Origin of the sequence: Sphingobium vermicomposti (assembly GCF_011762025.1) — a bacterium.
Lineage (GTDB): Bacteria > Pseudomonadota > Alphaproteobacteria > Sphingomonadales > Sphingomonadaceae > Sphingobium > Sphingobium vermicomposti.
Genome location: NZ_JAASQR010000002.1, coordinates 393,541 through 406,292 on the forward strand (window position 1 = coordinate 393,541; position 12,752 = coordinate 406,292).

General features: G+C 61.7%; 13 protein-coding genes. 10 read left to right on the forward strand and 3 right to left on the reverse strand.

Features of this window, described 5'->3' with window-relative positions:
• Positions 1–24 precede the first annotated feature (24 nt).
• Positions 25–510 carry an RNA pyrophosphohydrolase gene (locus tag FHS54_RS06715; RefSeq protein ID WP_167303591.1) on the reverse strand — a complete coding sequence of 162 codons (486 nt, stop codon included), beginning with the start codon at positions 508–510 and terminating at the stop codon, positions 25–27.
• Positions 511–693: 183 nt separating this feature from the next.
• Here FHS54_RS06715 and FHS54_RS06720 point away from each other — a divergent pair, with 183 nt between their 5' ends.
• Entirely contained in the window at positions 694–2,070 is a 1,377-nt protein-coding gene (locus FHS54_RS06720; protein WP_167303033.1) for a cryptochrome/photolyase family protein, read from the forward strand.
• A gap of 36 nt (positions 2,071–2,106) precedes the next feature.
• Positions 2,107–3,372: an SAM-dependent methyltransferase gene (locus FHS54_RS06725; protein ID WP_167303034.1), complete on the forward strand. Its 1,266-nt coding sequence runs from the start codon at positions 2,107–2,109 to the stop codon at positions 3,370–3,372.
• Positions 3,373–3,375: 3 nt separating this feature from the next.
• Here the strand turns inward: FHS54_RS06725 and FHS54_RS06730 are convergent, their stop codons facing one another.
• On the reverse strand, positions 3,376–4,086 hold the full coding sequence (locus FHS54_RS06730; RefSeq protein ID WP_167303035.1) for an SDR family NAD(P)-dependent oxidoreductase: 711 nt from the start codon (positions 4,084–4,086) through the stop codon (positions 3,376–3,378).
• Positions 4,087–4,180: 94 nt separating this feature from the next.
• Entirely contained in the window at positions 4,181–5,659 is a 1,479-nt protein-coding gene (gene purF, locus FHS54_RS06735) for an amidophosphoribosyltransferase (RefSeq protein ID WP_167303036.1), read from the reverse strand.
• Between the two features lie 181 nt (positions 5,660–5,840).
• Here purF and ccmC point away from each other — a divergent pair, with 181 nt between their 5' ends.
• From ccmC to FHS54_RS06770, 8 genes are all read left to right on the forward strand, one after another.
• Complete coding sequence (gene ccmC, locus FHS54_RS06740) at positions 5,841–6,563, forward strand: heme ABC transporter permease CcmC (RefSeq protein ID WP_167303037.1); 723 nt, start codon at positions 5,841–5,843, stop codon at positions 6,561–6,563.
• A gap of 5 nt (positions 6,564–6,568) precedes the next feature.
• A complete protein-coding gene (locus tag FHS54_RS16540) occupies positions 6,569–6,700 on the forward strand; it encodes a hypothetical protein (RefSeq protein WP_279589131.1) in 132 nt (43 codons plus the stop codon).
• On the forward strand, positions 6,697–7,143 hold the full coding sequence (gene ccmE / locus FHS54_RS06745; protein WP_167303038.1) for a cytochrome c maturation protein CcmE: 447 nt from the start codon (positions 6,697–6,699) through the stop codon (positions 7,141–7,143). The genes FHS54_RS16540 and ccmE overlap by 4 nt, the downstream gene beginning before the upstream one ends.
• 46 nt (positions 7,144–7,189) lie before the next feature.
• Complete coding sequence (locus tag FHS54_RS06750) at positions 7,190–9,118, forward strand: heme lyase CcmF/NrfE family subunit (RefSeq protein ID WP_167303039.1); 1,929 nt, start codon at positions 7,190–7,192, stop codon at positions 9,116–9,118.
• A complete protein-coding gene (locus FHS54_RS06755; RefSeq protein ID WP_167303040.1) occupies positions 9,115–9,642 on the forward strand; it encodes a redoxin family protein in 528 nt (175 codons plus the stop codon). Before FHS54_RS06750 ends, FHS54_RS06755 begins: the two co-directional genes overlap by 4 nt.
• Positions 9,639–10,052 carry a cytochrome c-type biogenesis protein gene (locus FHS54_RS06760; RefSeq protein ID WP_167303041.1) on the forward strand — a complete coding sequence of 138 codons (414 nt, stop codon included), beginning with the start codon at positions 9,639–9,641 and terminating at the stop codon, positions 10,050–10,052. The genes FHS54_RS06755 and FHS54_RS06760 overlap by 4 nt, the downstream gene beginning before the upstream one ends.
• Positions 10,049–10,690: a tetratricopeptide repeat protein gene (locus FHS54_RS06765; protein WP_167303042.1), complete on the forward strand. Its 642-nt coding sequence runs from the start codon at positions 10,049–10,051 to the stop codon at positions 10,688–10,690. The genes FHS54_RS06760 and FHS54_RS06765 overlap by 4 nt, the downstream gene beginning before the upstream one ends.
• Before the next feature lie 133 nt (positions 10,691–10,823).
• On the forward strand, positions 10,824–12,752 hold the full coding sequence (locus tag FHS54_RS06770) for a potassium transporter Kup (protein WP_167303043.1): 1,929 nt from the start codon (positions 10,824–10,826) through the stop codon (positions 12,750–12,752).

Consider the following 12,752-nt stretch of genomic DNA (forward strand, 5'->3'; position numbering starts at 1 on the left):
AAGGCCCGCCAGACCAATCCTTTCTCAGATCAACGTCCTGAATTCCTGCAGGATGTCACGGTACAGTTTGCGTTTGAACGGCACGATGATGTCGGGCAGCATTTCAGGATCGACCCATTTCCAGTCGCGAAATTCGGGATGTTTTGTCTGTATGTTGACGTGATCGTCGCTGCCCAGGAAGCGGGCCAGGAACCAGACCTGCCGCTGGCCGCGAAACGCCCCGCCCCATAGCTTGCCGATCAACTCAGGCGGCAAGTCGTAGAAATGTTCATCCCGCGCCTTGGCTATGATCTCGACATGCCCCTGGTCGATGCCGGTTTCTTCGCCCAGTTCGCGCAGGGCAGCCGCCTTTGCATCTTCGCCGTCATCAATTCCGCCTTGTGGCATCTGCCAGGCTTCGACCTTGTTATCGAGCCGCTGGCCGACGAAAACCTTGCCTTCCATATTGACCAGCATCACCCCGACGCACGGCCTGTACCCCAATTCTGAATCGTTCGGCATCGACGCCATGACGTCCCCTGATCGCTGATTCTGGCGAAGGTCATCCGTCGCCATGTGGTTGAGCGCCGACGATAGGCGGGGAACGGCCATTCCTCCAATAGCCAGAATCGGCGTCGGCCATGTGCGGAAGGGTTTTCGCGCCGAAATGGGGAGGGGACTGGACTTACGCGGCGCAGGTGGCATCTGGGGAGGATGTCCGACCCTGTCCTACTTTGGTTTCGCCAAGACTTGCGCCTGTCCGATCAGGCCGCGCTGGTTGCTGCGATGAAGGAAGGGCCGGTGATCCCGGTCTATATATTGGATGATGCCGCACCCAAGGGTTGGAAGATCGGAGACGCGCAACGCTGGTGGCTGCATCACAGCCTGGCAAGCCTTGCCCAAGATCTGAAGGAACGCGGATCGCGCCTGATCCTGCGCCGCGGCGACAGTGCGGAGGAACTGGAGCGGCTGACGCGTGAGACCGGCGCTCACCGGGTCCATGCCCTGTCGCACTTTGAACCCTGGTGGCGTAATGCCCAAAGGGCGGTCGCGCGTAAGCTGGACCTTGAACTTCATGATGGCGGCCTGCTCCTGCCGCCAGACCGCCTGAAAACTGGGGGAGGCACGCCCTACCGCATTTATACGCCCTTTTTCCGTGCCTTGATGGAGCATATGCCGCCTGCCAGTCCTACGCCGGCTCCTTCGCGGATCGACGGCCCCGCAAAATGGCCGGTCAGCGAAATGCTTTCGGACTGGGGCCTGCTGCCCACCCATCCCAACTGGGCGTCAGGATTCGGAGCGGAATGGACGCCCGGCGAAGCGGGAGCGGTCGAGCGGCTGAGCGACTTTCGCGATGAGGTAGGTGACTATGACAGCAGGCGAAACCTGCCGTCATGCGAGGGCACGTCACGGCTTTCGCCTCATCTGCACTTTGGCGAAGTGTCGCCTGCCCGGATATGGCACCAGATTAGCGGCGCGAACGGAGATGCCACGACCTTCCTCAAGGAATTGATCTGGCGTGACTATGCCCATGTCCAGATATGGCAGATGCCGGAATATGGGTCGAAAAATGCGCGGGACGATTTCGACCGCATGCCCTGGCGCGACTTACGTGACGCGGGGGTGGACTTTGCTGCCTGGAAACAGGGGCTGACGGGTTATCCCATCGTTGATGCAGGAATGCGCCAGCTATGGACGACCGGATGGATGCACAATCGCGTGCGGATGATCGCGGCCAGCTTCCTGATCAAGCATCTGCTGATCGATTGGCGTCATGGCGCGCGCTGGTTTTGGGATACACTGGTGGACGCAGACTATGCCAACAACAGCGTCAACTGGCAGTGGGTCGCGGGTAGCGGGGTGGACGCAAATATCTTTTCCCGAATCATGGCACCGCTCGTCCAGTCTCCCAAATTCGATGCGGCTGACTATATCAGGCGATGGGTGCCCGAACTGGCGCAGTTGGATGACGAGGCCATTCATGATCCCGATTCCTACGACGCCCGGCCTTCGGGCTATCCTCAAAAGTGCGTGGGGCACAAGGAAGCGCGCGAGCGAGCATTGGCGGCTTATCGGTCCATCAAGCGGTGATTGCGCAATGGTCGGCCAGCGGGCAGAGGTGACGGGATGAACGTTATCGATCCACGACGGGGCCGGCGCGCTGTGTCCGTCCGTCAACTTTCCGAATCGCGGCGCGGGCGCTGGGCCGCGCGCATGATCGGATCGCGGTTTCACCGATTGCTGGACCGGATCGACGCCGGGCTTGAGGCTGGCAGGCTGGAAGCCGTCCTGCCCGACGGCACAGTGCGGATATTGGGCGGACGTGGTCCCGGCCCGGTATGCGAAGTGCACCTTGTCCGGTGGCGAGCGTTGCTGCGACTGGCCCTGAGCGGATCGGCTGGCTGGTATCAGGCGTGGGCGGCGGGGGAGTGGACCAGTCCCGACCCGGTGCCTTTGTTTGAACTGTTCATGGTCAACGCGCGGGCGCTGGGCGATGTGGCGCGGCCAAGGGGGCCGGGCCGGTGGGTCGGCAGGGCTGTGCATTGGGCTCGACGCAACAGCCATAGAGGATCGCGCAAGAACATCGCTTATCATTATGACTTGGGCAATGATTTCTACCGCCTGTGGCTTGACAAAAACATGCACTATTCCAGTGCTTTGTTCCGCGACCCTGCCGACAGAATTGAAAGTTTGGAGCGAGCCCAGCAGCGCAAGGTGGATGCGATTCTCGACCGGTTGAACCTGCAGGACGGCGCCAGGTTGCTGGAAATCGGTTGCGGTTGGGGCGGCCTGGCCGAACAGGCGATGGACCGTTGCGCAATCGATTATGATGGCCTGACCTTGTCAGTGGAACAGGCGGAATATGCGCGTGATCGGCTGGGGTCCGGGGCAAACATCCTGCTAACCGATTATCGCGATGCGTCTGGGCGATATGATGCGATTGCCAGCGTGGAAATGGTGGAGGCGGTGGGCCAACGTTATTGGCCCACCTATCTGGCGGCGATCAAGCGGTTGTTGAAGCCGGGGGGTAGGGCTGCCATCCAGTATATTCTGATCGATGATGCGATTTTCGACCGCTATGCGCGCGGTGCCGACTTTATCCAGACCTACATCTTCCCCGGCGGAATGCTGATTTCGGAAAGCCGGTTCCGCGCATTGGCGGAGCAGCAGGGGCTGGAATGGCACGACGTTCATTATTTCGGGCTGCATTATGCCGAAACATTGAAGCGCTGGCGGGAACGGTTTGACAGGGCGGTCGACCAAGGGCTGCTGCCGGTCAGTTTCGACCAGCATTTCGTTGCCCTTTGGCGCTATTATCTCATGTACTGCGAAGGCGGTTTTCGCGGCGGCACTATCAATGTGGCGCAGGTGACGCTGGTGAAAACCGTCTGACGATCAACCGACGCGGCAGCGATAGCCGCTGGGATGATCGGCCAGGACCAGGTCGACAATCGCCTGTGCGACCACTTCGGGGCCCTTCAACGTTGCCGGATCTTCACCAGGAAAAGCGCGCGCGCGCATGGCTGTGCGGGTTGCACCCGGATCGACGATGTGGGTGCGGATCGCGGAGATATTCTTCACCTCCTCACCATAAGCGCCCACCAGCGTTTCAAGCGCAGCCTTGGACGCGCCATAAGCCCCCCAATAGGCGCGCGGCGCAGCGGCGACCGAAGATGTGAGCGCAATTACCCGCGCATTGCTGCTGGCCCGCAACATTGCGTCAAAAGCCGCGATCAACGCCTGGGGCGCTGCGATGTTGAGCGTGAGCTGCTTGGCAAACTCCTTGGTGTCGATCGCCGGGACGGCGGCCAGGCTTCCCAATGTGGCGGCGTTCAGTACCAATATGTCCAGCGCCTGCCAGCGGCCGGAAATCGCCTGGGCCAGACGACCGATGCTTTCGCCGTCAATCAGGTCGAGCGGCGCGATGGTCGCGCTGCCGCCGGCGGCGTGTATGCTCTCCTCCACTTCCTCAAGCCCACCGGCAGTGCGCGCGGTCAATATGACATGGGCTCCCGCAGCGCCAAGCGCCTGCGCGGTTGCCGCGCCAATGCCCCGGCTGGCGCCGGTGACAAGGGCAAGCTTACCGGAAAGAGGAAGGGTGGACATGAAACATCCCTTTTGCCCCTCGGCTGCCGTGGGGCCTGATCATGGTGGGAAACAGCGGCCCGCTATCCAGGCCACCGCTAGATGGGGCGGTCGTTCAGACGACCCGTTCGGCGAGAAGTTCAAACTGGCTTTTGACCGCGACTTCGTCCTGGTCGGTGAGCGTCGTCGGATAGTCACCGGTGAAGCAGGCGTCGCAATATTGCGGCTGGATGTCCGCGCGCTTCGCTTCGCCCAGCGCCTTGTACAGGCCATCGATCGAAATGAAGGACAGACTGTCGGCGTGGATGAAATCCTGCATGCCGCCAATGTCCAGCCGATGGGCGAGCAGCTTTGTGCGCTCAGGCGTATCTACCCCGTAAAAGCAGCTGTGTTTGGTCGGCGGGCTGGCGATGCGCATATGCACTTCACTTGCCCCCGCTTCGCGCATCATCTGCACGATTTTCAGGCTGGTGGTCCCGCGCACGATCGAATCGTCGATTAGCACGACGCGCTTGCCAGCGATCAGCGCCCGATTGGCGTTATGCTTCAGCTTTACGCCCAGATGACGGACCTTGTCGCCCGGCTGGATGAAGGTGCGGCCGATATAGTGCGACCGAATGATGCCCAGTTCGAATGGAATGCCGGATTGCTGTGCATAACCGATGGCGGCAGGCACGCCACTGTCGGGAACAGGGATGACCAAGTCGGCATCGACCGGATTCTCGATCGCGAGCTGCGCGCCGATGGCTTTTCGAACCGAATAGACGCTGGAACCGTCCACGATCGAATCGGGGCGGCTGAAATACACATGTTCGAAGATGCAGGGGCGGGGGTTGGTTTCGCCGAAGGGGCGGTGGCTGCGCACTTCTCCATCATGGGTGACGATGACCAACTCGCCTGGGTCGATTGAACGGATATAATCGGCACCCACCACGTCGAACGCCACGGTTTCCGACGCGAAGATGGTGGTGTCACCCAGTTTGCCCATCACAAGCGGCCGAATGCCCAGCGGATCGCGGCAGGCGATCATGCCTTCGGGCGTCATCACGATCAGTGAATAGGCGCCTTCGATCTGTTTCAGGGCATCGATGAACTTGTCCAGCAGCGTCCTGTAGGTGGATGTCGCAACCAGATGGATGATGACTTCGGTGTCGGACGTCGACTGGAAGATGGAGCCGCGGCGGATGAGTTCGCGGCGCAGCTTCATGGCGTTGGAAATATTGCCGTTATGCGCGATGGCGAAGCCGCCGGAATTGAGTTCGGCATAAAGCGGCTGCACATTGCGCAGCGAGGTTTCGCCAGTGGTCGAATAACGCACATGGCCACAGGCCGCACCGCCCGGAAGGCTGCGAATCACATCGTCGCGGTCGAAATTGCCTGCGACATGCCCCATCGCACGGTGGGTGTGAAAATCATGGCCGTCCCAGCTGGTAATCCCAGCCGCTTCCTGCCCGCGATGCTGTAGCGCGTGGAGTCCAAGGGCGGTGATAGCCGAAGCGGTTTCGGCCTGAAAAACGCCAAAAATGCCGCATTCTTCACGCAGCTTGTCGTCGTCGAACGGGTTAGTCGTAAACATGGGTGCGAGCGGGTCCATTGCCGATCCTGACCGCCGCAGCGGCTGTGTCTGGCGCGCATATAGTGACTCGATACGGATTTGTCGCCTGCCTGTCACAAAAAAGCACGCGATGGGCGTTGGGTGAGGTGTTTTGCGCGATATGGGACCAGTGAAAGCGCCACTGGCATTGACGCCGGGGGGGCGCTAAAGAGCCTGTCAAATGCATCGCTTTGCCAATCCTGCCCGCTTTCTGAACATCGCCCGACCGTTTACTGGTTGGCTGTTCTGGCCCGGTCTCATTCTGCTTGCTGCCGGGGCGGGTTGTGGATTGTTCGTGACCCCCCCCGACTATCTTCAGGGCGAAACGGTCCGCATCCTCTATATCCATGTACCTGCCGCATGGCTGGGCATGGCCGGTTGGGGAGGGATTGCCGTGGCGGCGCTCATGCAACTGGTTTGGCGCCACCCGTTGGCCGCCGTCGCAGGGCGGGCCATTGCGGTGCCGGGGGCGCTGTTCACGGCGATCTGCCTGATCACCGGGTCGATATGGGGACGGCCGACCTGGGGCACCTGGTGGGAATGGGATGGCCGCATGACGTCCATGCTCGTGCTGTTTTTCCTTTATCTTGGTTACATGGCGCTCGCCAATGCCAGCGCGCGGCAGGCGCAGGGCGGGGTTAGCCCGACGACGGCGATTTTCGGGCTGGTCGGCGCGGTCAACATTCCCATCATCAACCGGTCGGTGGTATGGTGGAACAGCCTGCATCAAGGACCCAGTATCACCATGCGCGGGTCGAGCATCGATATGGCGCTGTTGTGGCCGCTTGGCTTGACGCTGGTTGGCTTTACCTTGCTGTTTGCCGCGATCGTGCTGATGCGGATGCGGACCATCCTGGCAGAAGCCAAGGCCGAAGCCCGCATGCAACGGATGGCCCGAGGATAGTTATCATGAACCAGTGGGCCTTTGTCATCGGCGCTTACGCGCTGACCTTTTCAGCCACATTCCTGCTGTGCCTGCGATGCTGGCGCGCGATGCGCCGTGCCGAGGCTGCTGTGCAGAAATTGTCGGAGCGGCCATGAAGGCGAAGCATCAACGGTTGATCCTGGCGCTGGCCGCGCTGGTGGCGTTGGTCGGCGCGGCGCTTTTGGCAGCGTCCGCCCTTCGCGACGAGGCTGCCTATTTCTATGCGCCCGCAGATGTGCGGACCAAAGGCGTCGAAGCCGGAAAGGCCATCCGATTGGGCGGCATGGTGGTGAAAGGGAGCCTGAAGCACGCTCCCGATGGGGTCACTATCCACTTCGATGTCACGGATGGAAAGGCGACGGTGCCTGCGTCCTTCAAGGGGATCGCGCCCGACCTGTTCCGCGAAGGTTCTGGTGTCGTGGCGGAGGGGGCGTTCGATCGGTCGGGCACCTTCGTCGCGACCAACCTGCTCGCCAAGCATGACGAACGTTACATGCCCCGCGAACTGGAAGGCATGAACTATAATGAAACGACCCATCAGATGAAGGCAGAGCAGTGAGGAAGCGCGCGGCCATTGCGATGCCGGGTGCCGGGGACCAACGCCCATGATCGCCGAGGCGGGGCTGATCGCGCTTTGGCTCGCGTTCGCGTTGGCGCTCCTTCAACTCACGCTGGTGGGCTTTGGCCTGGCGGGTGGGAAGCAGGAACTGCTGGGTTCTGTGCGCCCGATTGCCGTGGCTCAAGGAGGGCTGATCGTCATCGCCTTCGCCCTGTTGATCGCGCTGTTCCTGCGGTCGGATATGTCGGTATTGCTGGTTGTGAACAACAGCCATTCGATGAAGCCATGGCTTTACAAATTTGCCGGGACCTGGGGCAATCATGAAGGGTCGATGCTGCTGTGGGTGACGGTGATGGGCGTCGCGGGTGCAGCGGTGGCCTTGTTCGAGCGGGCGTTGCGCCGGGACACGCATATGGCGACGTTGGGCGGGCAGGCGGCGATCAGCCTCGGTTTCTACGCCTTTCTGCTGTTCGCCTCCAATCCCTTTGCCCGCATCGATCCACCGGCTGCTGACGGTCAGGGGTTAAACCCGTTGCTGCAGGACCCCGGCCTCGCCTTTCACCCTCCGACGCTTTACCTTGGCTATGTCGGGCTGTCGGTCGCTTTTTCCTTCGCCATCGGCGCGCTACTGACGCGTCGGGTCGATGCTGCTTTCGCTCGTGCCATGCGCCCATGGGTGCTGGGCGCGTGGATCCTCCTGACGCTGGGCATCACCGCCGGTAGCTACTGGGCCTATTATGAGCTTGGCTGGGGTGGATGGTGGTTCTGGGATCCGGTGGAAAATGCGTCGCTCATGCCGTGGCTGGCGGCGACGGCGCTACTGCACAGCGTCACGGTGCTGGCAACGCGCGATGCGCTGCGGGCGTGGACGGTGATGCTGGCGGTCATTGCCTTTTCCATGTCGATGGTCGGCACCTTTCTCGTCCGGTCGGGCATATTGACGAGCGTCCATGCGTTCGCCGTCGATCCTGAGCGCGGGACCTTCATCCTCGTGCTGCTGGGCTTTTACATCGGCGGCGCGCTGGCTTTGTTCGGTTGGCGCGTGGGCGCTGTGCGTGAAGGCGCGCCGTTCGAACTCGTCAGCCGCGAAACCATGCTGGTGGTGAACAACCTTTTACTGACAGTCATATTGGGGCTGGTTCTGATCGGCACCTTATATCCCCTGATGACCGAAGCGTTCGGACACAAGGTGTCGGTGGGCGCGCCCTATTTCGATCGGATTGCCGGACCCATTGCGCTGATCCTGATGCTGGTCATGGCCGCCGGGCCGTTGACGCGCTGGCGTCGCGACCGGTTGAGCGTGGTTGCTCGCCGCCTGCTCGTCCCGGCGGTGATAGCCATATTCGCCGTCGCGCTGCTGGCGTGGGTAGCATGGGGGCGGATCGGCGTCCTGCCGTTCTTCGGCCTGGTCGTCGCCCTGGCTGTCGGGGCGGGCAGCATCGCTCCCCTGTGGAAGCGCAATCTTCGTCGGACGCCGCTTTTTACCTATGGAATGGTGATCGCGCATCTTGGCTGTGCGGTCAGTCTGGCGGGCATGGCCTGCGATTCGGCCTTTACCGTCGAAAAGCTTGCCGCGGTGCGGGTCGGCGATAGTGTGCAGGCGGGCGACTGGACGTTGCAGTTCAACCGGATATCGCCCATCGCCGGGGACAATTGGACGGCGTTGCAGGCCGATCTGGAAGCCGTCCGTGGCGGCGGCGCGCCTGTCATGCTGCATCCTCAGTCCCGCTTTTTTGCATCGGCGGCCACGACCACGACGGAGGCGGCGCTGCTGACGCGCTGGAACGGCCAGCTTTACGTGGTGTTGGGTCAGGAGGCTGAGGATGGCCGCTGGCAGCTGCGCATCTGGTGGAAGCCGTTCGTCACCTTGATCTGGCTGGGCGGCATATTGATCGCCTTGGGCGGCGCGCTGGCGCTGATCGGCCGAGAAAGGCGCGGCTGGCAGCTTAAGTGGCGGGAAAGGGCGGCGGCATGAGGAAGCTCCTGATCTGGCTGCCCCTGGGTCTGTTCCTGGGCTTTTTCGCATTATTCGCCAGCGGCCTTCTGAAGCCTGACGACCGGGTGATCACGTCCAAACTGGTGGGCAAGACGCTGCCGGCCTTCTCGCTGCCTGCTGCGGCGAGCGACAGGCCCGGCCTTGTCAGCACCGAGCTGGCGACGGGCAAGCCCCGCCTGCTCAACATATTCGCCAGTTGGTGCCTGCCGTGCGCCGCCGAAGCGCCGCAGCTTCTGGCGCTCGCCCAGGAGGGGGTGGAGATTGACGCTATAGCCATCCGCGATGCGCGTCCCGATGTCGACCGCTTCCTCGCCCGCTATGGCAACCCCTATTCCCGTATCGGCCTTGACGCACGCAGCGGCGTTCAAATCGCACTTGGATCGTCCGGCGTGCCCGAAAGTTTCGTGATCGATGGCAAGGGGCGTATCGTTTATCAGCATGTCGGCGACATACGCGCGGACGATGTCCCCATGATCCTGCAGCGGCTGAAGGATGCGCGATGAGGATTTTGGTTGCCCTGATCGCGATACTGTTCAGCGTGTCCGCGCCGGTAATGGGGCAATCGGCGCTTCCCCCCGCGCCCTACGCCAATCGGCAGATCAGCGATCCCGTGCTGGAGCGCAAGGCAAAGGCGCTAATGGAAACGATCCGCTGCCTCACGTGCCAGAGCCAATCGATCGCCGATAGTGATGCCAGCATGGCCGGGGACATGCGGTCCCAGATACGCGAGCGGATCATGGTGGGAGAGGAGCCAGAGCATATCCGCGCCTGGCTGATCGAACGTTATGGCGACTGGGTGAGCTATGAACCAACGGCCAACCCAATTCTCTGGCCGCTATGGGCCGCGCCCTTCCTGCTGATCGGGCTGGGCCTGCTGCTGCTGCGCGGGCGTATCAGGAGGAAACGGAAGTGACCGGCTGGATCATCGCCTTTGCGCTGGCCTTGTCGCTGATGCTGGCGCTGGTGGTCGTGGGGCGAATCCCGCGCAATACATGGGAAATCGCTGCCGCCGTTCTGCTGCTGGGTCTGGCAGGCTACGCCTGGCAGGGAAATCCTGGGCTGGCCGGGGCACCGCGTCATGCCGCCGCTCTGGCACCCGATAAATTCGATGAGGACATGGCAGAGCGGCGGCGCGGTCTGGCGGAACGCTATGGCCCGGCGGGCCAGTGGCTGCTCCTGTCAGACGGCCTGGGCAGGCAAGGCAAGACGAAGGAAGCGGCCAACGTCCTGCTTTCGGGGCTGAGGCAGTCTCCTGAGGACCCCAATCTCTGGCTGGGCCTGGGCAATGCACTGGTCGCTCATGCGGACGGGGTCGTATCGCCCGGTGCCGATTTCGCCTATCGCCGCGCGATTGGGATCGATCCACAGGCGCCGGGTCCCCGCTATTTCTACGGCCTGGCTCTGGCGCGCGCGGGGCAGTTGCAGGCGGCCAAGGAGATTTGGACCCCGTTGGTGCAGAGCGCGCCGGAAGGATCGGGGATCAAGGCGGAATTGCAATTTGCCATCGCTCGCATCGACATCCTGCTCGCGACCAAGGCATCGGGCCAGTAATGGGACAAATGTGCGACGTTGCACGGGCATTTTACCCATGATAGGGCGCGCCCACTTTGCGAGCTTGGTCCATGTCATGGCCAGCTCTCCTCGCGCGGGTGTCGGTAGCTTATGACGGTTCGGCGTTCCCCTTATGGTTGATACGACAGTAAACGGTCCAGCGCAGCCCGGGGAAGAGGACGAGCACGGGCACGGCCATACGAAGCAAAAGGCTACGCTGAAACTGGTGGTGGGAGCCATCGGCATCGTCTTTGGCGACATCGGCACCAGTCCGCTTTACGCTTTCCGCGAAACCTTCGCGGGCCATCATCATCTCGCGCTGGATGCCGACCATATTCTGGGCGTCATCAGCCTGATGTTCTGGTCGATGATGCTGGTGGTGACACTGAAATATGTCACGATCATCATGCGGGCGGATAATAAGGGCGAAGGCGGCAGCCTGGCCCTGCTGGCGCTGATCAACGGGCAGACGAAGACCCAGATATGGTCGCGCGGGATCATATTGCTGGGCGTGTTTGCGACAGCGCTTTTCTATGGCGACTCCATGATCACGCCGGCGGTGTCCGTGTTGTCGGCAGTCGAAGGGCTGGCGGTCTATAATAGCAGCCTTGAACCCGTCATCCTGCCCGCCGCCGTTGTCATCCTGCTTGGACTGTTTTGGATACAAGGGCTGGGCACTAATCGGGTGGCGACGCTATTCGGTCCGATCATGCTGCTCTATTTCGTGACGATCGCGACCTTGGGTGTCATCAGCGTGGCGCAGACGCCGGGCATCCTTTACGCGTTCAATCCTTATTGGGCGGTCATGTTCTTCGTGACTGACCCGCTGCCCGCCTTTCTGGCGCTGGGCGCGGTGGTGCTGGCCGTGACGGGGGCGGAGGCGCTCTATGCCGACATGGGGCATTTTGGCCGCAGCCCGATCCGTGTGTCGTGGCTCATCTTCGTTCTCCCCGCCCTCATGATGAATTATATGGGGCAGGGCGCCCTGTTGTTCCGTGAAGGCGCTTCGGCGCTTGAAAGCCCCTTCTATCATCTGGCCCCGCAATGGGCGCAGCTTCCGCTCGTCGGGCTGGCGACGATGGCGGCGATCATTGCGAGCCAAGCGGTCATTTCCGGTGCATTTTCCGTTACCCAACAGGCGATCCAGCTGGGCTTTATGCCGCGCCTGCGGATTGCGCATACCAGCGCTTCCACGGCCGGGCAGATATATATACCCCTGATCAACTGGGGGCTGATGGTCATGGTCATCCTGCTGGTGCTGGTGTTCCAGACATCATCCAACCTGACTGCCGCCTATGGCATCGCGGTGACTGGCGCGATGTTCATCGACAATCTGTTGCTGACGGTACTGCTCTATCGTTTGTGGAAGTGGCGCTGGTATTATGCCGCGCCGCTGCTGGCGGTCTTCTTTGTGGTGGATGGCGCTTATCTCGCCGCGAACTTCACCAAGGTGCCAGATGGCGGCTGGTTCCCGTTGCTGATCGGCTTTGTGATCTTCACGCTGCTGACGACCTGGTCGCGCGGGCGCAGGCTGGTGCAGGAGCGGCTGCGCGAAGCGGCGATGCCCATTCCCGTATTCGTTGCGTCAGCCGCCAATAGCGCGGTGCGGGTGCCCGGCACGGCTGTCTTCATGACATCCACGTCGAATGGTGTTCCTCACGCGCTGTTGCATAACCTTAAGCATAACAAGGTGTTGCACGAGCGGGTGATCCTGTTGACCGTCAAAATTCGGGATGTTCCGGTGGTGGAGGACGACGGGCGCTGTAAGCTGGAGGACCTGGGCCGGGGGTTCTTCCGCCTGGTCCTTCAATATGGCTTCATGCAGGAACCGGACGTGCCTGCCGCGCTCAAGAATGTGTCGGGATGTGGACAGGCGTTCAAGATGATGGACACCAGCTTTTTCCTGGCGCGCCAGACGTTGCTGCCGTCGGCAAATCCGGGGATGCCGTTGTGGCGGGAAAAGATTTTTGCCTGGATGCTGCGCAACGCGGAAAGCGCGATGGAGTTTTTCCGTCTGCCTACCAACAGGGTGGTAGAATTGGGAAGCCAGGTCGAAATCTGA

Excerpts from the sequence above, each read along its gene's own strand:
- FHS54_RS06715 (WP_167303591.1), bottom strand. The coding sequence starts at position 510 with ATGGCGTCGATGCCGAACGATTCAGAATTGGGGTACAGGCCGTGCGTC.
- FHS54_RS06720 (WP_167303033.1), top strand. The coding sequence starts at position 694 with ATGTCCGACCCTGTCCTACTTTGGTTTCGCCAAGACTTGCGCCTGTCC.
- FHS54_RS06725 (WP_167303034.1), top strand. The coding sequence starts at position 2,107 with ATGAACGTTATCGATCCACGACGGGGCCGGCGCGCTGTGTCCGTCCGT.
- FHS54_RS06730 (WP_167303035.1), bottom strand. The coding sequence starts at position 4,086 with ATGTCCACCCTTCCTCTTTCCGGTAAGCTTGCCCTTGTCACCGGCGCC.
- purF (WP_167303036.1), bottom strand. The coding sequence starts at position 5,659 with ATGGACCCGCTCGCACCCATGTTTACGACTAACCCGTTCGACGACGAC.
- ccmC (WP_167303037.1), top strand. The coding sequence starts at position 5,841 with ATGCATCGCTTTGCCAATCCTGCCCGCTTTCTGAACATCGCCCGACCG.
- FHS54_RS16540 (WP_279589131.1), top strand. The coding sequence starts at position 6,569 with ATGAACCAGTGGGCCTTTGTCATCGGCGCTTACGCGCTGACCTTTTCA.
- ccmE (WP_167303038.1), top strand. The coding sequence starts at position 6,697 with ATGAAGGCGAAGCATCAACGGTTGATCCTGGCGCTGGCCGCGCTGGTG.
- FHS54_RS06750 (WP_167303039.1), top strand. The coding sequence starts at position 7,190 with ATGATCGCCGAGGCGGGGCTGATCGCGCTTTGGCTCGCGTTCGCGTTG.
- FHS54_RS06755 (WP_167303040.1), top strand. The coding sequence starts at position 9,115 with ATGAGGAAGCTCCTGATCTGGCTGCCCCTGGGTCTGTTCCTGGGCTTT.
- FHS54_RS06760 (WP_167303041.1), top strand. The coding sequence starts at position 9,639 with ATGAGGATTTTGGTTGCCCTGATCGCGATACTGTTCAGCGTGTCCGCG.
- FHS54_RS06770 (WP_167303043.1), top strand. The coding sequence starts at position 10,824 with ATGGTTGATACGACAGTAAACGGTCCAGCGCAGCCCGGGGAAGAGGAC.